The organism is Streptomyces sp. B21-083 (assembly GCF_036898825.1).
Taxonomy (GTDB): domain Bacteria; phylum Actinomycetota; class Actinomycetes; order Streptomycetales; family Streptomycetaceae; genus Streptomyces.
Map to the genome: position 1 here is coordinate 3,105,389 of NZ_JARUND010000002.1, position 17,044 is coordinate 3,122,432.

The window sequence follows — 17,044 nt, forward strand, 5'->3', positions numbered from 1 at the left end:
TACCAGCGAGCCGAGCCGGCCCGCCGTGTACCGCGAGGACCACGGTGACCACGAGCGGGATGCAGACGCTGATCCTCACCGGCTCACCGCCCGTCGTCGCCGCGCCCGGCGTCCTGCTCGCCCAGCAGGCGGTGCAGCAACTGCTCCTCCTCCTGGGACAGTTCGGAGACGAAGCGGGCCAGCACCGCCTCCCGGTCCGTGCCGCGCTCCAGCAGCGTGTGCATCCGTAGGGCGGTGTCGGACGCCTCGTCCCGGACAGGCGCGTAGGCGTACCCACGGCCTGCGGGATGCCGTACGAGCATGCCCTTGTCGTGCAGGCGCGACAGGATCGTCAGCACCGTCGTGTAGGCCAGGTCCCCGGTGAGCTGCTCCAGGACCTGCCGTGCGGTCAGTGGCTCGTCCACCGCCCACAGCGCGGCAAGAACGCTGCTCTCCAGCTCCCCGCGCGCCCTTCGGCCGGTCACTCCGCCGCTTTCGCCGCTCTTCCGGTCGCGCACTGTTCACCAACCTTCCCACTCGACGGCCCAGACTACCGGCGGTGCTACTTCGGCTCGTAGGACGCCGCGGGCACAGGCACAGGCACAGGCACAGTACGGGTACTCATGCTGACCACCTTCGACCTGGACGAATACGTCTACGGTGCGCTGCGCGCCGGAGCCGGCGGTTTCCTGCTCAAGGACGCCCCGCCGGCGGATCTGCTCGCCGCGATCCGCGTGGTCGCCGCCGGGGACGCGCTGCTCGCCCCAGGCATCACCAGGCGGCTGATCAGGGAGTTCGCCGCCCGGTCGGCCCCCGCACCCCCGATGCCGACAGGCATCACCAAACGTGAACGCGAAGTCCTGGTTCTGGTCGCCGAGGGCCTGTCCGACTCCGAGATCGCCCGGCACCTGCACATCACCCACGGCACCGCCAAGACGCACGTGGGACACCTCCTGACCAAACTCGGAATCCCCTACCGGGTGCAACTGGTGGTCCTCGCCCACCGCACCGGCCTCGCCGCCGGGAACTCGTAGGGCTGCCACGGAGGAGCGGAACACCGCCGGCCAGACCGGCGGATCATGAGACGCCCACTGCCGACCCGGAACGACGATCGGGTACGTCATGCCATCCCCGCCGGTGTTCGCAGGAGAGTCCGGGTCGCCTGGTGGTTCGGAGCGGTGAAGACGGTGGCCGTGGGGCCGGACTCCACGGCGCGGCCCGCGTCGAGGACGGTGACCGTGTCGGTGCGGTCCGCGATGAGCGCGAGGTCGTGGCTGATGAGGATCAGGGCCGTACCGCGCCGCTCTCGCAGCCCGACCAGCAGATCCATGATCGCCTCGGCGGTGGCGGAGTCGAGCGCGGAGGTCACCTCGTCGCAGATCAGCACGTCCGGATCGGCGGCCAGCGCCCGCGCGATGGCCACCCGCTGCCGCTGTCCGCCGGACAGTTCGTGCGGGTAGCGGGAGGCGAACCCGGTCAGCAGGCCCACCTGTTCGAGGAGGTCCGCCACCCGGGCCGGCACCTCACTCCCCGCGCACCGCCGGTGCAGCCGCAGCGGCCTGCCGAGCGCGGCGCCGACCGTGCGGCTGGGGTTGAGCGCGCCGAGCGGGTTCTGCGTGACCAGTTGGACACGGCGGCGCTGTTCGCGGCTGCGGCCCCGCAGGCCGGTGCTCAGTGGCACCCCGTCGAGGCGGATCGTGCCCGCGGTGATCGGTTGCAGCCCGACCGCGGCGCGGACGAGCGTGGTCTTCCCGGAACCCGAGGCGCCGACGATGCCGGTCGCCGAGCCCGGAGCGACACTCAAGGTGACGCCGTCCAGCGTGGGGGTGTCCGTACGGCGCCCGAAGGTGACCCGGAGGTCGCGCACGTCGAGCACGGGTACGTCCCCCGAGCCGGCCTTCCGCGCACCGCGCTCCGCCGGCCCTCCGGCCGAAGCGGCGGCGCCGCCGGAGACACGTGGCCGGGGAACGCGCGCGCCGAGTTCCACCACCTCGTCCGCGATCCGCTCGACGAGTTCGGGGTCGTGGCAGGAGATCGCGACGGCCAGCTGCTGCTCGCGCGCGAGGCGGCGCAGCAACTCACCGACCTCGTACCGGAGTTCGGGGTGCAGTCCGGCGGTCGGCTCGTCGAGAAGGAGGACCCGGGGGCGGCGGGCGAGGGCGCGGGCGAGGGCCACGCGGCGCTGCTGCCCGCCGGACAGGGCGCCCGGCCGCCGGGTGAGGAGGGGGCCGTCGTCCGGGAGTCGCACCTCCGCGAGGAGTGCCCGCACCGCCTCCGGGGTGCGGTCGTCGGAGAGTTCGCGCAGCAGGGAACGTACGCGCATACGAGGGTTCAGCCCCGAGCCGGGGTCCTGGCCGACGTAGGCGAGCCGTTCGCGGCGCAGGGCCCGCAACTCCCGTTCGGACAGGGCGAACACGTCACGGCCGAGGACTTCCACCTGCCCGGACGTCCGCTCGGTGCCGGACGGCAGGAGGCCGGTGAGGGCGCGCAGCAGCGTGGTCTTGCCCGCACCGGAGGGGCCGGTGAGGGCTACCAACCGGCCTGTTCGCAGGGTGAGTTGAGCGTCCCGGAGCAGGAGGTGCCCGTCGGGGGCGGACACGGTGAGGCCGGTGACACGAGCTGCCGGGGCAGCCGTGGACGTGGCGGGGTCGTCCTTCCCGTACCGGTCGGGTGTGTGGCTCACAGGACGGTCACCGCCTTCCGGCCGGTCTGCGGGGCGATGGCGGCCGCAGCGAGGTTGACGCTCATGGCGAGCAGGGCGATGGCGGCGCTGGGGGCGACCACGGCCCAGGGGTTGAGCAGGATGCCGGAGGAGTTCTCGCGGATCATCAACGCCCAGTCGGCAGCCGGGGGTTGGGGACCGACCTGGAGGAATCCGGCGGTGGCGACCAGGTAGACGGCGGCGACGAAGCGCAGGCCGAACAGGGCGAGGAGGGTGGCCCGGAGGTTGGGCAGGACCTCGCGCAGCACCAGGTGCCACAGGCGTTCCCCGCCCGCCGCAGCGGCCTCGACGTAGCCGGACGCGGCGACCGGGCTCGCCGCGCCGGCGACAAGGCGTACCGCGTAGGGCACACCGAGGACGACGGCGGCGGCGATCACCGCGAACCGGCCGCCGTCCGGCCAGGAGAGGGTGACGAGAAGGATGCCGAGCACGGCGGGCAGCAGCATCACCAGGTCGGCGGTGCGTTCCACCAGGCGTCCGACGCGGGGCCGCAGCGCGCCGATCGCGCCGAGCACGGCCGCGCAGCCGGTGACGAGCACCGCGACGAGCAGCGAGGAGAGGACCAGGTCGCGGCCGCCGGCGAGGAGCCTGCTGAGCACGTCCCGGCCGAGTTGGTCACCGCCGAGGAAGGCGTCCGAACCCGGTTTCGCGAAGGGCGCGGTGAGCGGCGCGTCGATGGGGTGCGGCGCGATCGAGGGCCCGGCGACGGCCAGGCAGACGAGCAGCAGCGCGGGCAGCACGCGTAGGGCGGTGGCTCTCGGGCGGGGGGTCATCGGCGGCCTCCTGCCGTCAGGTCGCGTACCAGGTCGGCCAGGAGCAGTACGCCGGTGATGACCGCGCCGGCGAGGGCCGTCACCCCGGCGATGACGGGGCTGTCGCGGTCGGTGACGGCGGAGGCGAGGACCGAGCCGATGCCGGGGTAGTTGAAGATGGTCTCCACGACGACCGCGCCGCCCAGGAGCATGCCGGTGGACGTGGCGAGACCGGCGGCGATGGTGGGCAGGGCGCCGGGCAGGACGTGGTGGGTGAGGACGCGGTGCGGCGGGAGTCCGTCGAGGACGGCGGTCTCCACGTGCGGGGCGCGGGCCTCGTCGGCGAGGGCGGCGCGCACGACACGTACGTTCCAGCCGACCTGCGGGACGGTCAGCGCGAGCGCGGGCAGGATCAGCATGGTCCAGTCGGAGGGGGTTCCGTCGGCGCCGGTGAGGGTGACGGCGGGCAGCCAGCCGGTCCACAGCGACAGGACCAGGACCAGGGCGACGGCCACCACGAACTCGGGCAGCGCGAGGACCGCGGTGGCGACGGCCGACACCGCCCGGTCGGTCCGTCCGCCGGGGCGGAGCGCGGCCCAGCAGCCGAGGGCGACGGACACCAGCGCGGTCAGCAGCAGCGCGAGTCCGCCCAGCAGCAGGGTGTTGGGGAACGCCGTCGACAGCAGGTCGGTGACCTTCTCGCCGCGCGCGGACACACCGAGGTCGCCCGTCGGGAGGCCGCTCATCCAGTCCCAGAAGCGTTCCAGGACCGGTCGGTTCAGGCCGAGGAGACGTCGTCGTTCCTCGATGTCGGCGGCGCTCTCGCCGCGCTCGGAGGTGGCCGTCGCGGCGTCGCCCGGCAGCAGTTCGACGGTGACGAAGACGACGGCGAGCAGCACCGCGAGGAGCACCGCCCGTTTCACGACGACAAGGCCGACCCGGGCGAGCAGCAGGGCGGGCGCGCGGTACGGCCGGGCCCCCTCCACCGAGGGAGAGGGCCCGGCCGGCGTGGCCGTGTCCGGGGTCAACGGTCCAGCCAGGCCTGTTCGAGCTGGACTCGGCCGTAGCCGGGCAGTGTGGGCAGCCCGTGCACCTTGGCCCCCGCGAGGTCGATGCCGTCGGCCATGCCCCACAGCAGGTAGCCGGAGCTGTCGTACTCGATCTGCTGGAGTTTCTGGAGCAGTTGGGTGCGCTCGGCCGCGTCGGCGGTGCCGATGGCCTTCTGGTAGGCCGCGTCGAAGTCCTTGTCCTTCCAGCCTGCCTCGTTCTGGCCGCTGTCGGAGACCATCGTCTTGCTGGCGAAGAAGACGACGGAGTCGTTGGTGCCCCAGTACGTGGTGTAGAGGTCGCCCTTGAGCCAGGTCTTGTCCCAGAAGGTCGCCGACTCCTGCTTGACGACCTTGATCTTCACCCCGGCCTCGCGGACCTGGGTGGCGAAGAGGGTGGCCGATTCGGCGAGGCCGGAGATGTCCTCGGTGGTGTACAGCTCGTACGTCCTGGAGGTGTCGAACTTCGCCTCCTTCAGCAGCTCCTTGGCCTGGGCGAGGTCGCGGACGCGCTGCGGGACGCTCTTGTCGTAGGCCGGGTCGCCGGTGCCGAGGATGTCGTTGGCGACGGTGCCGTAGCCGGACAGGACCTGCTTGACCATGGCCTCGCGGTCGACGGCCAGGCGCAGCGCCTCACGGACCTTCGGGTCGGCGAAGGGACCGTCGGCGGTGCGCATGACGAGGGGCATCGCCATGTCGTTGGGGCGGCGGACGGTCTGGATGTCCCCCCGGCTCTCGGCGGTGCGGGCGGCGACGGCGCCGACGTTGGAGGCGAGGTCGAGCTGGCCGGCGAGCAGGGCGCTCGCCATGGCCTGCGGGCTCTCGAAGATCTTGATCTCGATGGCGTCGAGGTACACGTCGCCGCCGTACCAGTAGTCGTTGCGGACGAGGCGGGCGTTGCCGCCGCGGAACCAGTCGAGCTTGAAGGGGCCGGTGCCGGGGGCCTTGGCGATGTCCTTGTCGGTGGTGCCCTTGGGGATGACGAAGGTGGTGAGCCTGACCAGCAGGGGCAGTTCGGCGTTGGCGTAGTCGGAGCCGATGACCACGGTGTCGGTGCCCTCGGCCGTGATGTTCTTCGCCTGGATGCCGGGCAGCCGGGAGGCGCCCGCCGGAGTGGCGCGCAGTCGCTTGAGCGAGAAGACGACGTCGTCGGCGGTGACCGGTGAACCGTCGTGGAACTTCGCGCCCTTGGCTATCGTGAACCGCCAGGTCTTCAGGTCCGCGGAGGCCTTCCAGCTCGCGGCGAGGCGGGGGACGGTGTTCGGCTTGGCGCCGGGCACGGTGAGGGTGTCGTAGAGCAGGCTGATGATGAGGTAGTCGCTCTCGTTGGCCTGACTTCCGTGCGGGTCACGGGTGATGGCACCGGCGCGGCCGAGCGCGCCGACCCGCAGGGTGCCGCCCTTGCGGGGCTTGGCCGTACCGCCCGTGGCGGATCCGGCCGGCTCCTCGTCGCCGCCTCCACAGGCGGTGAGCAGGGCGCCGGCTCCGATGGCGCCACCGAGCCAGAGCATGTGACGTCGCGTCAGATCCACTTGTTCCTCGTTTTCCCGCAGTTGGGCTGGATTGCTTAGCCTTACCTATCTTGCGTCACGCCTGTGCGGCAAGACCGCCGGCCAGTGACAAAGATCTTAATTAGGTTAGGCTTCCCTATTATCCATGGCCTCGCTATGTTTCCGACGGGCCGCCCGAGGCTCCGCGTCCGACCCACACGGAACACCTCGGAAGGCCTTCTTCGCCATGCCCGGAGTCCACCCCACACTGCCCGCACCGGAACGGACGGACCCCCCATGTCCACGGGAACCACACCCGTACGCCTGCTCGATCCCGACTCGGTCGCCGAACTGACCGCCGCCGCCCGCACCCTCCTCACCTCGTACGACGGTTCGTCCACCCACCCGGGCCTGCTGGCCGAGGCCCCCGCTGCCGCCGCCTCGCTGAGCGACCGGATACGCCACGCCTGCCGCCCCGTGGACACCGCCGACGGCCTGTTCGTGCTGCGCGGTCTGCCCGTCGACGACGCGGCCCTCGGCCCCACCCCCGGCCACTGGTCGACGGTCGGCGACGCCGGCGCCGTATACGACGTCGTCCTGCTCCTCCTCTCGACCGTGATGGGCACCCCCATCGCCTGGGAGGGCCAGCAGGACGGCCGCTTCGTGCACAACATCGTGCCCAGCCCCGGCCACGAGGCTGAGCAGACCGGCGCCAGCAGCAGCGTGCTGCTCAGCCCGCACACCGAGGACGCCTTCCACCCCGGTCGCGCCCACCTCCTGGTCCTCGGCTGTATGCGCAACCACGACTCCGTGGCCACCACGGCCGCCGGTATCCGCAACGTCCGACTCGCCCCGGCGGACGTGGAGTTGCTCAGCCGCCCGGTGCTGCCGATCCTCCCCGACGACGCCTACGCCGAGGCCCAGGCCTACCAGGGCGAACCGCCGCCGGTGCCGACCCTGTGGGAGTCCGAGGACGGGCTCACCCTGCGCTTCGACCCTGCCTACACCCCGCTCGACCGGGCGCCCGATGACCACCGGGCCGCGTACGGGCGGCTGGAGGACGAACTCTCGCGGGTCAGTGTGGCGGTGAGCCTGAGCCCCGGCGACGTCCTCGTCGTCGACAACGACCTGGTCGTCCACGGCCGGGTCCCCTTCCAGGCCCGCTACGACGGCACGGACCGCTGGCTGAAACGTTCCTCCGTGCGCGTGAAGGGTCGCCTGACCCGGCCGCCCGCCGAGCAGTCGGAGCACGGCTACGGCCAGGCCGCCGTGGAGGCCCACGCATGACCGACACCAGCAACGGCGTCGGCATCGGCATCGGCACAGACAGCTCGCGAGGGAGCACCATGGCGTCCGACGACAAGACCCTGCGCATCCTCAGCACCAGCGACGTGGCGGGCATCGACATCGCCCTGCCCGACGTCGTCTCGGTGGTCGAACAGGCCTACCGCACGCTGGCCGAGGGCCGCTCCGACAATCCGCGCAAGCTCACCGTCAAGCCCGAGGACGGCCACTCCGTGGCCTACGCGATGCTCGGCCGGGACGGGGAGCGCGGGGTCGTCGCGGTCAAGACCTCGTACAAGTACGGCCTCCACGAGGACCGCGACAAGCAGCACTACTACACGACGCTGACCCTCTACGACGACGCCACGGGCCTGCCGGTCGCGATGATGGACTGCGGGCGCGTCGGGGCCCTGCGTACCCCGGCCGTCTCCGCGCTCCTCGCCCGCGAACTCGCCGCCCCCGGCAGCCGAAGCGCCCTCGTCGTCGGCACCGGCGTACAGGGCCGGCTCGCCCTCCCCTTCCTGCTGACCACCCTGCCGGACCTGGACCGGCTGATGCTCTTCGGGACCCACCCGGACGGCATCCGGGCCGTACGTGAACAGCTGCACGCCCACTTCCCCGAGCGGGAGTTGGAGCTCGTGACGGATCTGCGCGCCGCAGCCGAGGATGCGGACATCGTCCTCGCGACCGCCGGCCCCAACACACCCGCGTCCGTCGAAGCCGAGTGGCTCAAGCCCTCGGCCCTGTCCGTGCTGATCGGGTACGGCATCGCGCCCTCCACCCTGCACACGGCTGACCGAGTCATCGCCACCAGCGAGGCCCAGATGCGGGTCACCGGCACCGACATGGCGGACGCGAGCGGGCAACTGCGCGGTGTGGACGCCGAGTTCCCCGAGGTGCTGGCAGGCCGCGCGCAGGGCCGTACGGATCCCGGGCAGCGGATCTTCGCGTACAACAGCGGACTGGTCGTCACCGACATCGCGCTCGGCCACCGGTTCGCGCAGCTCGCGCTCGCGCAGGGGCTCGGTACGGCGGTGCCGCTGTGGACGTGACGACGAGCGCCCCGCCGTCACTGCCCGCGCACACGACGGACGAGGTGCGGTCGCTGCTCGCCGATCCGCTGCTCCAGGAGCTGCACCACGGCCTCGGCGGCCCCTACCACCTGCTGTTCCCCGGCCGGTTCGACGCCAACGCCGCCGGGTTCCGTGCGGCGATGGCCGAGGCCGGGGTAGACGGACAGGTCTGCTTCGCCAAGAAGGCCAACAAGGCGGCCGTCTACGTCGAGCGGGCCGCCGCACTGGGCCTGGGCGTGGACGTGGCGAGCCACGGAGAGCTGCGCGAGGCGCTGGCGCACGGGGTGCGCGGCGCCGATGTGGTGATCACCGGACCGGCCAAGTCGGAACAACTGCTCCGGGTCGCGGTGCTCCAGGGTGCGCTGGTCGCCGTGGACGCCCTCGACGAACTCGACCGCGTGATGGCCCTCTCGGGTGAAGTCGGGCGTACGGCACGGGTGTTGCTGCGCCGGCTGCCCTCCACCCAGCCGCACAGCCGCTTCGGTCTGGACGACGGAGAGACCGAGGAGGCGCTGCGCCGCTGCGCGGGAACGGATGGCTCGGTCGACATGGAGGGCTTCAGCTTCCATCTGTCCGGCTACGACGTCCGACAACGCGCCGATCTGGCCGGTGAGTTGGTACGGCTGTGCCGAGGCGCCCGGGAGCTGGGCCTGCGCGCCGACCGGATCAGCGTCGGCGGTGGCTTCGCGGTCGACTACGTGGGTGCGGACGACTGGCAGCGGTTCTCCGAGGAACAAGGGCCCGAGCACTATCACGCGGGCAAGGCCTTCTCCGGGTTCTACCCCTACCACTCCCCCGTCGCCGGCGCCGACGCCCTGCGCGCCGTGCTGGCGGCCACGCCCGCAGGTGAACACGACTCCCTGGCAGGGCTGTTGAGGTCCTCGGGGGTACGGCTGCTCGTCGAGCCCGGACGGGCACTGCTCGACCAGGCCGGGTGCACGGTGTTCGCCGTCCAGGGCGTCAAGGAGCGCCAGGGCTACGCGATCCTCACCGCGGACGGCAGCAGCCTGAGCCTGTCCGAGCAGTGGTTCGACAGCGAGTACCTGCCGGAGCCGGTGCTCGTGCCACGCACGCCCTACGCCGACCGTGACGGCCCGTACCCGGCCTGTGTGGGCGCCGCCACCTGCCTGGAGTCGGACATGCTGACCTGGCGCAAGATCCCCTTCCCGGATCGGCCGACCGCCGGTGACCTGCTGGTGTACCTCAACACGGCGGGCTACCAGATGGACTCCAACGAGTCCCCGTTCCACGAACTGCCGCTGCCGCCCAAGGTGGTCATCGAGCACCCCTCCGACTCCGCCCGTCCCCGCTGGCGTCTTGACCGCCACCCGTAGGGAGTTCTCAGCCATGAACGCAGCCATGAACCCAGCCACGAACCCTCCGAACCACCCCCTGCACCGACCGGCCGTCGTCCGCCAGGTTTCCGAACTCATCGGCGCCACCCCGCTGTTCGAGTTGTGCCGCACCGAGAGCGACGCACGGCTGCTGCTGAAGCTGGAGCAGTTCAACCCGACCGGGACGGCGAAGATACGCATGGCCCGGCAGATGGTGATCGACGCCGAGGAGCGCGGGCTGCTGCGCCCCGGCGGCCGGATCATCGAGTCCACCTCCGGCAACACCGGGCTCGGTCTCGCGGTCGTCGCCGCCGAGCGCGGCTACACGTTCACCGCGGTCGTCGACCACCACGCCGCCAAGGACAAGCTGCGCGCCATGAAGGCCATGGGCACGGAACTCGTCTACGTCGCCGACGAGGGCGACGACGACCTGGCCACGGCCGCGCGCGAGGAGCTGGCGGAGCGGATGGCCGCCGAGTCGGACAACGCCTACTTCACCGAGCAGCACAACAACCTCGCCAACGGCGTCGGCTACCACCCGGTGGCCCGGGAGCTCGACGCCGCGCTGGACGGCCGTATCGACGTCCTGATCGGCGCGGTCGGCACCGGCGGCGGGCTGTTCGGCACCGCCGGCGAGCTGCGCCGTACCGTCCCCGGGGTCAGGATCGTCGGCGTCGAGCCCAAGGGGTCCATCGCGTTCGGGCCGCCCGCGCACGACTACCACCAGTCGGGCACCGGCACCCCGGAGGGCGCGACGATCGGCGCCATGGTCGACTACTCGCTCCTGGACGAGGGCGCGAAGGTCGGTGACGTGGAGGCCTTCGCGACCGCGCGGGCCGTGGCCCGCAGGACCGGGCTGATGCTCGGCGGCTCGGCGGGCGGGGTGGTGTACGAGGCGCTGGCCCGGATGACCGCGTCGGCGCCCGGAACGACTATGGTCGCCCTGATCAACGACGGTGGGGAGAAGTACCTGGACACCGTCTTCGACGACGACTGGATGAGCGCCCACGATCTGCTCTCCCCCGACGTCGAACGCGAGGTGGACGAACTGCTCGCGAAGCTCCGCCGCGTCACACCGGAAACCCACGGATAGCACCCGTCGTACCGCACCCTCCCCCTCCCATCAGGATCGGAACCGATGCCGCCCGCCCTCGCCCGCCTCCTCGGCGACAGCCGCGCCCTCGCCTCGCTCGCCGTGCCGCTGGCGCTCACCCAGCTCGCCCAGGTCGCCCTGACCACCACCGACACCGTCATGATGGGCCTGCTCGGCACCGAGTCCCTGGCGGCCGGCGGTCTCGCCATGGTGATCTTCAACCAGCTGCGCACCATGGGCGTCGGCATGGTCACCGCCGTCGGCAACCAGGTCGCGGCGGCCGACGCGCGGGCGGAGTCCGCGGGCTCGGGCGCGGACGAGACCGCTCATGACGAGCTCAGGGACCTGGTCCGGGCGAGCCTGCTCCTCTCGACCCTGGCGGGCGTCGCGGGTGCCGTCCTGATGGTGCTCATCGGGCACGCCGTGATCTGGTTCGGCCAGGACCCGGACGTGGTCGACGCCGCGAAGCCGGTCCTCTACACGATGGCACCCGGTCTGATCCCCTGCCTGTGGTTCCAGGCGATACGGCAGTTCACCGTCGGCATGCGCCGCCCCCAGGCCCTGCTGCGCATCACCCTCGCCTCGATCGCCGTCAACGTGAGCCTCAACTGGGCCCTCATACACGGCACCTGGGTCTTCCCCAAGCTGGGCCTGCCCGGCATCGGCCTGTCCACCAGCCTGGTGTACGCCCTGTCCTGCGTGGCCCTCTACCTCTCCGCCCGGCGCGACGCCCGGCTCGCCCCGGTGCTGTCCCTCAGCATCTGGAAGACCCGCCCGGCCACCCTGCGCAGGCTCACCGGGCTGGGTACGCCGATCGCCGCCACCTACGGCTCCGAGGCGGGTTTCTTCTTCGTCGTCGCGCTCTTCGCCGGCAGCTTCGGCACCTCGGCGCTGGCCGCGCACACGGCCGTCAACCAGCTCGTCTACATCGTCTTCCAGATAGCCGTCGGCCTGTCCCACGCCGCGTCCATCGGCGTCAGCCGGGAGCTGGCGCTGCACAACCTGGCCGCGGCCCAGCGCCTGAAGACCACGGCCCTGGCCTGCGCGGCGGCGGTGATGGCCGTGGTCGCGGTGGTGTACGTGACCGTGCCCGGCCTGGTGCTCGCCCCCTTCTTCGACACCGGTGACGACAGGGCGGTCGAGATCGCGACGCAGCTCCTCCTGGTCGCCGCGGTGCTGCAGTTCTTCGACTGCGCCCAGAACATCGGCGTCGGGCTGCTGCGCGGCCTCGACGACACGAAGGGCGGCTTCCGCGTCACCCTCGTCGGCTACTGGCTCGTGGGCCTGCCCACCGCCGCCCTCCTCGGCCCCGCCCTCGGCCTCGACACCCTGGGCATCTGGCTCGGCCTCCTCACCGGCCTCGCCACCACCGCCGTACTCCTCCTGAGCCGCTACAACCGGGGCCTCGCCCGACTGCCCCGGACGACGGAACCGGCACCGTCCCAGGCCTGATCGCCGGCATACCCGGCCCGGCTGGGCGAGCCTGCAGTGCCCGCCCTCCCTTTACCTGATGTAGTAACCGAATATGGAGAAAGTGGAGACAGTCGCCCATATCGCCGTCACCGGCGGCCGGCGACGCTACACACGCCGACCCGCCGCCGACCCGCGGTGGACCTACGACGACACGGTCAGCCCCCAGCAGTGGCACCGCGGCATGACGCTGATCGCCACGATCAGTCTCTTCATCGGCACCCGCTCGGCCTGGACCCAGGCGGTGCTCTCCCATCCGCCCGCCGCCGGGGTCATCTCACTCTGTTACGCCGGGATCCTCGTGTGCGGGGTACTCGCACTGGCCGTAAGAGGCCGCCGGACCCTGGTCCGGGTGGACGCCACCGTTCTCGTCCTCGCGGTGGCCCTGGTGGTCTGCGGCTACTGGCTGAAGCACATCGGTACCGACGAGGGCGTACTGACCGGGCAGGCCGCGAACCAGATCACGCACGGCCGCCCCGTCTACGGACAGCCCTGGCCCTGGCTGTTCGGCACGCCCAATTCCGGTGCGACCAAGACGATGTCCGGCTCATACGACTACACCTACGGCTATCCACCGCTGACCGCCCTGCTCGCCGCCCCGGTGCACGCCTTCCTGCCCGCTTCGACGGCCGCCACCCTGGTCACCACGGGGGCGCTGATCGCCGGAACGGTCACTCTGTGGCTCATGCTGCCCGCCCCCTGGCGGTCGGCGGCAACCGCCGTGTGCCTCGGCTTCGGCATCCTCCCCGGCTACGCCCGCTCCGGCTACCCGGCGATCGTCGCCCTGGCCCTGCTGATCCCGGTGGCGGTCCGCTGGCCGGGCACCGGAGCGGGCGGACGCCTGGGACGGAGCGGGCTACTGCGGGCCGTGTGCCTGGGCGCCGCCTGCGCCGCCCAGCAACTCGCCTGGTTCTTCACCCCGTTCCTTCTGATCGGCCTGTACGCGGTACGGCGCGGCGAACTCGGGGCCCGCCCCGCGGCAGCCGTGCTGGCCCGTTTCGCCGGCATCGCCGCCCTGGTGTGGGCGAGCGTCAACGCCTACTTCGCCGCCCAGGGCTTCTCCTCCTGGTGGCAAGGCCTGCTGCTGCCCCTCACCCAGAAGGCGATCCTGCACGGCCAGGGCCTGATGGGCATCTCCTACTACTTCACCGACGGCAGCAGCCGCCTCGACTACTACTCCTACGCCGGCCAGCTGTTCCTCGTCGGCCTGCTCGCCGCGACCCTGCTGTTCGTCCGCCGCCTGGGAACGGCGCTGACCGTCCTGCCCTGGCTGCCCTTCTACCTCGCCACCCGTTCCCAGGACGGCTACTTCCTGATGATGACCCCGCTGTGGCTGGCCGCCGCGGCGACCGTCCCCGCCTTCTCTCTGGCCTCCGCCTGGCAGCCCCGGATCCCCCGCCTCACAGGCCGGCGCGCCAAGGCCGCCCTCTGCGCGGCGCTCGTCACGCCGGCCGCGCTGTGCGCCGCAGTCGCCGCCTCCAGCCCGCCTCCCCTGCGTATGACGCTCACCACCCGCATCAGCGAACAGCCCCATCCCGCCGTCACCGCCGTGACGGTGAAGGCCGTCAACACCACCAGCACCGCCCTCACCCCTCATTTCGCCAGCCGCATCGGCCAGGGCGCCTCCAACTGGTGGACCGTCACCAGCGGGCCCACCACGCTCGCCCCGCACAGCGCGGCCGTGTACGTCGTACGGCCGGCCGGCGGTCACCGCCCCGTGCCCGGCGCGCATCAGCGCATGTACCTCATCGCCGTCACCGGAACACCGATGACGATCAGCACCGCCCGCATCGAGGCCACCATGCGGACCCCCAGCCGCTGACCGGCGGGAATCGCACCCGAGGACACCTCCCTCAGCGCGGCACCCGGAACACCCAGGTGCGGTAGGACCAGAAGCGGAAGAGAGTCGCGCACGCGATCCCCGCGACCTTGAAGAGGTTGCTCTCAAGCGCCGAGTCCCAGCCGAACCAGTACGTCGCGACGTACAGCACCCCGTTCTCGATGACCAGGCCGACGACGCTGAAAAGACAGAAGAGAGCGAACTCCCCGACACGGCCCTGCGGGTCCAGGTGCCGATAGGTGAAATACCGGAAACCCAGGTAATTGAAAACTATCGCCACGACGGTCGCGACGATGCTGCATCGCACCACGGGCAGAGTCGTCACCGCCCGGCAGAGGTTGAACACGGCGAGATTCACCCCGACGCCCAGCCCACCGACGGCACCGAACCTGACGACCTCCCGAAGCAGAGCGGGAAGCTCCTTGCGCTTCGTGTCCGCCTCATCCGCATTGTGCAGGGGACGCACAGTCCTCCAGAGGTTCGAGCTTCGCACGGTCGTGCTCAGGAATTGATATGCAGGGCCTCGTAGATTTTCTGACACAACGAAACGTTTTCGCTCGTCAGGCTTGGCCGTGACCATGCGGAAGGTCAGTCCCTCGGCTCACCAGGCCCGGGTTTCGGTGCGGTGAAGCCGTTGCCGCACTCCGTGCCGCGGACGGCGACCGTCCGGGTGTCCGCCGGTGTGACCGGCCTCGCCACCGGGTCACGTACCCCTCGTCTCCGGCGTCCGGCCGAACTCGCCGTGTTCCGGCGGTCGCACCCGCTCCGGTCATCCGTCCCGCGTCCCTTCCGCGGACCGCACCGGGAGCAGCAGCGTGAACGTTGTCGGCGCGTGGTTCGTCAGCGAGAGCCGGCCCCCGAGGGAGAGCGCCAGGTCGCGGGCGAGCGCGAGGCCGATGCCCGTGCCGGCCCCGCCCTCGGTGTGTCCGCGCTCGAACAGGCGCGCGGAGTCGCCGTCCGTGGCGCCCTCGTCGGCGATGTCGAGGGCGACGGCGTCGTCGAGGTCGCGGACCGTGACGCGCACGGTGCCGTGTCCGTGAACGCGGGCGTTGTCGAGCAGCACGCCGAGGATCTCGGCGACGGGTCCGCCCGGGACGCGTACGTCGTCCGGCGCCTCACTCGTGTCGCACTCCAGGCGTCTGCCGTCGCGGGCGAACAGCCCGTGCCACCGCTCCTCGGTCTCCCGCAGCAGGCCCGCGACCGCCCGGTCCGCCTCGACCGTTCGGGGCAGCCCCGCGGAGGCGGACAGCCGCAGGACCTCCTCCACGGTGTGGTGCAGCCTGCGGGTGGCGTCCAGGGCCTCCGCCAGCACGGGGCGGGTGTCGTCCTGTTCGAGTCCGGTTTCCAGGGTGAGCTGGAGGCCGGTCAGCGGGGTGCGCAGTTGGTGGGAGACGTTGGCGGTGAAATCGCGTTCGCGGCGCAGGAGTTCGGCCAGGCTGTGCAGCATCTCGTTGTGGGTGCGGGCGACCTGGTCGATCTCGGCGATGGTGCTGGGGGCGGCCCGCGCGGTCAGGTCGCCGCCGGTGACGGCCCGGCAGTGCCGTGAGAGGTCCTCCAGGGGAGCGGCGAGGGCCCGCGCCTGCCGGCGGGCCACGAGGACGGCCACGGTCAGCGCCAGTACGGCCGCCCCGAGCAGGATGGCCCAGCCGACGAGGACGCGGTCGCGCACGTCCTGGACCGCTGAGGAGACGCGGACGACGCCGATGACCCGCTCGTCGTGGGAGACGGGGACGGCGGCGACGATCTCACTGCCCCCGGTCGACCGCGTCACCCTGCCGGCCAGGGCCCGGCGGACCGTGTCGTCGCCGGTCCGGGGGCCGCTGCCCGCGCGCAGCCGCAACTGCGGGTCGTAGAGGCCCAGGCGCCCGCCGGCCGGGGGCGGCGGCAGCTCCACCGGGTCCCCGGTCGCGTAGTCCGGACTCACGCGGACGGCGCCGGCCAGGGCCGCTCGCTCCAGGGCGTCCCGCTGGGCCGCGTACAGGGATGACCTGATGGCGAGGGCCAGGGGGACGGCCAGGAGGACCAGGGCGACCATGACGGCGGTGAGGGCCACCCGCACCACACGCTGTCTCATGCCCCCATGATGCGTGCCGTCGGCCTGCCCGTAGGGGACCCGCCGCACGCTTTTGCCGTCGTCTAACCCTCGCCGTGCGGTGCGTTAACCGGCCGCCTCCTAGCGTCGTTGCCATGACCGCCCGGTCGGCGCACAGCCCCCGGCCGGCAGCTCGTCTCCCCCGCGCTTCCCAAGCGTTCCAGGCGTTTTCCAGGCATTTCCCAGGAGGGCAGCAACGATGGCACGCGTACATGTCTTCGGCGTCGTCGGGCTCGTACTCGCCGCGGCGGTGACCGCCGGGTGTTCCGGTTCCGGGGCCACCTCCGGCTCGGGGTCCAGCTCAGGGTCCAGCTCGAGTTCCGGTGCTGCTTCCACCACCGCTTCCGCTGGAGGCTCGGGCAGCAGTCCGGCGCCCACCGAGTCCAATCCGCCCGGCGACATCCCCGACAACCAGGCGTTCGTCGCCTACCAGCCGTCCGGCGGCGCGTTCACCGGGTTCACGGTGAAGGTGCCCGAGGGCTGGGCCCGTACCAGCCAGGGCGGCACCACCGTCTTCACCGACAAACTCAACCGCGTCCAGATCTCCGCCGCTGCCACGTCGAGCGCGCCCACGGTCGGCTCGGTCACCCGGCAGGTCGTGCCCCGACTACGCGGCCAGGTACCGAAGTTCACGAGCCCGAAGGTGTCCATGGTGACCCGGAAGGCCGGTGGGGCGGTGCTGCTGACCTACCAGGGCGACTCCGCCGCGAACCCGGTCACCGGCAAGGTCGTGCGCGACGCGTTCGAGCGGTACTCCTTCCACCGGCAGGGCCACGAGGTGGACCTCACGCTGTCCGGCCCGGTCAACGCCGACAACGTGGACCCCTGGCGCATCGTCAGCGACTCCTTCACCTGGAAGTGAGGAGTGA

The 17,044-nt window shown here is 71.8% G+C and carries 14 protein-coding genes and 1 pseudogene; 8 read left to right on the plus strand and 7 right to left on the minus strand.

Annotation, left to right across the window (positions count from 1 at the left end; genetic code table 11):
* Positions 1-83 precede the first annotated feature (83 nt).
* Positions 84-497, minus strand: coding sequence for a BlaI/MecI/CopY family transcriptional regulator (locus tag QA861_RS37830; RefSeq protein WP_334593299.1), 414 nt, complete (start codon positions 495-497; stop codon positions 84-86).
* Between the two features lie 84 nt (positions 498-581).
* Between QA861_RS37830 and QA861_RS37835 the strand changes: the two are divergent.
* Positions 582-1,013 (plus strand): annotated as a pseudogene (locus QA861_RS37835) (LuxR C-terminal-related transcriptional regulator); the annotation flags it as partial.
* A gap of 86 nt (positions 1,014-1,099) precedes the next feature.
* Here the strand turns inward: QA861_RS37835 and QA861_RS37840 are convergent.
* Genes QA861_RS37840 through QA861_RS37855 form a run of 4 tightly spaced genes read right to left on the minus strand, consistent with a single transcriptional unit; the run spans position 1,100 to position 6,010 of the window.
* Positions 1,100-2,662 carry an ABC transporter ATP-binding protein gene (locus QA861_RS37840; protein ID WP_334593300.1) on the minus strand — a complete coding sequence of 521 codons (1,563 nt, stop codon included), beginning with the start codon at positions 2,660-2,662 and terminating at the stop codon, positions 1,100-1,102.
* Complete coding sequence (locus tag QA861_RS37845) at positions 2,659-3,474, minus strand: ABC transporter permease (protein WP_334593302.1); 816 nt, start codon at positions 3,472-3,474, stop codon at positions 2,659-2,661. The genes QA861_RS37840 and QA861_RS37845 overlap by 4 nt, the downstream gene beginning before the upstream one ends.
* Positions 3,471-4,493, minus strand: coding sequence for an ABC transporter permease (locus QA861_RS37850; protein ID WP_443041686.1), 1,023 nt, complete (start codon positions 4,491-4,493; stop codon positions 3,471-3,473). Before QA861_RS37850 ends, QA861_RS37845 begins: the two co-directional genes overlap by 4 nt.
* A complete protein-coding gene (locus QA861_RS37855) occupies positions 4,478-6,010 on the minus strand; it encodes an ABC transporter substrate-binding protein (RefSeq protein WP_443041687.1) in 1,533 nt (510 codons plus the stop codon). Before QA861_RS37855 ends, QA861_RS37850 begins: the two co-directional genes overlap by 16 nt.
* A gap of 276 nt (positions 6,011-6,286) precedes the next feature.
* On the opposite strand from QA861_RS37855, the gene QA861_RS37860 reads away from it, so the two are divergent.
* The 6 genes from QA861_RS37860 to QA861_RS37885 all read left to right on the plus strand — a co-directional run bounded on the left by QA861_RS37860 (position 6,287) and on the right by QA861_RS37885 (position 14,065).
* Entirely contained in the window at positions 6,287-7,276 is a 990-nt protein-coding gene (locus tag QA861_RS37860; RefSeq protein ID WP_334593305.1) for a TauD/TfdA family dioxygenase, read from the plus strand.
* A complete protein-coding gene (locus tag QA861_RS37865) occupies positions 7,273-8,325 on the plus strand; it encodes an ornithine cyclodeaminase family protein (RefSeq protein WP_443041629.1) in 1,053 nt (350 codons plus the stop codon). The genes QA861_RS37860 and QA861_RS37865 overlap by 4 nt, the downstream gene beginning before the upstream one ends.
* Entirely contained in the window at positions 8,322-9,680 is a 1,359-nt protein-coding gene (locus tag QA861_RS37870; protein WP_334593307.1) for an alanine racemase, read from the plus strand. Before QA861_RS37865 ends, QA861_RS37870 begins: the two co-directional genes overlap by 4 nt.
* A gap of 25 nt (positions 9,681-9,705) precedes the next feature.
* Complete coding sequence (locus QA861_RS37875) at positions 9,706-10,773, plus strand: cysteine synthase family protein (RefSeq protein ID WP_334593309.1); 1,068 nt, start codon at positions 9,706-9,708, stop codon at positions 10,771-10,773.
* Positions 10,774-10,818: 45 nt separating this feature from the next.
* The gene (locus tag QA861_RS37880; RefSeq protein WP_334593310.1) at positions 10,819-12,225 is read left to right on the plus strand and encodes an MATE family efflux transporter; all 1,407 of its coding nucleotides are present in this window, start codon (positions 10,819-10,821) and stop codon (positions 12,223-12,225) included.
* A gap of 73 nt (positions 12,226-12,298) precedes the next feature.
* Positions 12,299-14,065, plus strand: a complete 1,767-nt coding sequence (locus tag QA861_RS37885; RefSeq protein ID WP_334593312.1) for a glycosyltransferase family protein — start codon at positions 12,299-12,301, stop codon at positions 14,063-14,065.
* A gap of 31 nt (positions 14,066-14,096) precedes the next feature.
* Here QA861_RS37885 and QA861_RS37890 read toward each other — a convergent pair whose 3' ends face one another.
* Together QA861_RS37890 and QA861_RS37895 are read right to left on the minus strand one after the other, a co-directional pair.
* Positions 14,097-14,549: a GtrA family protein gene (locus QA861_RS37890; RefSeq protein WP_334593313.1), complete on the minus strand. Its 453-nt coding sequence runs from the start codon at positions 14,547-14,549 to the stop codon at positions 14,097-14,099.
* A gap of 303 nt (positions 14,550-14,852) precedes the next feature.
* The gene (locus QA861_RS37895) at positions 14,853-16,157 is read right to left on the minus strand and encodes a HAMP domain-containing sensor histidine kinase (RefSeq protein WP_334593314.1); all 1,305 of its coding nucleotides are present in this window, start codon (positions 16,155-16,157) and stop codon (positions 14,853-14,855) included.
* A gap of 217 nt (positions 16,158-16,374) precedes the next feature.
* On the opposite strand from QA861_RS37895, the gene QA861_RS37900 reads away from it, so the two are divergent.
* The gene (locus tag QA861_RS37900; RefSeq protein WP_334593315.1) at positions 16,375-17,037 is read left to right on the plus strand and encodes a hypothetical protein; all 663 of its coding nucleotides are present in this window, start codon (positions 16,375-16,377) and stop codon (positions 17,035-17,037) included.
* Positions 17,038-17,044 lie beyond the last annotated feature (7 nt).

Coding starts and splice junctions, on each gene's coding strand:
- QA861_RS37845 (WP_334593302.1), bottom strand. CDS start 3,474: ATGACCCCCCGCCCGAGAGCCACCGCCCTACGCGTGCTGCCCGCGCTG.
- QA861_RS37855 (WP_443041687.1), bottom strand. CDS start 6,010: ATGCTCTGGCTCGGTGGCGCCATCGGAGCCGGCGCCCTGCTCACCGCC.
- QA861_RS37860 (WP_334593305.1), top strand. CDS start 6,287: ATGTCCACGGGAACCACACCCGTACGCCTGCTCGATCCCGACTCGGTC.
- QA861_RS37865 (WP_443041629.1), top strand. CDS start 7,273: ATGACCGACACCAGCAACGGCGTCGGCATCGGCATCGGCACAGACAGC.
- QA861_RS37875 (WP_334593309.1), top strand. CDS start 9,706: ATGAACCCAGCCACGAACCCTCCGAACCACCCCCTGCACCGACCGGCC.
- QA861_RS37880 (WP_334593310.1), top strand. CDS start 10,819: ATGCCGCCCGCCCTCGCCCGCCTCCTCGGCGACAGCCGCGCCCTCGCC.
- QA861_RS37885 (WP_334593312.1), top strand. CDS start 12,299: ATGGAGAAAGTGGAGACAGTCGCCCATATCGCCGTCACCGGCGGCCGG.
- QA861_RS37895 (WP_334593314.1), bottom strand. CDS start 16,157: ATGAGACAGCGTGTGGTGCGGGTGGCCCTCACCGCCGTCATGGTCGCC.
- QA861_RS37900 (WP_334593315.1), top strand. CDS start 16,375: ATGGCACGCGTACATGTCTTCGGCGTCGTCGGGCTCGTACTCGCCGCG.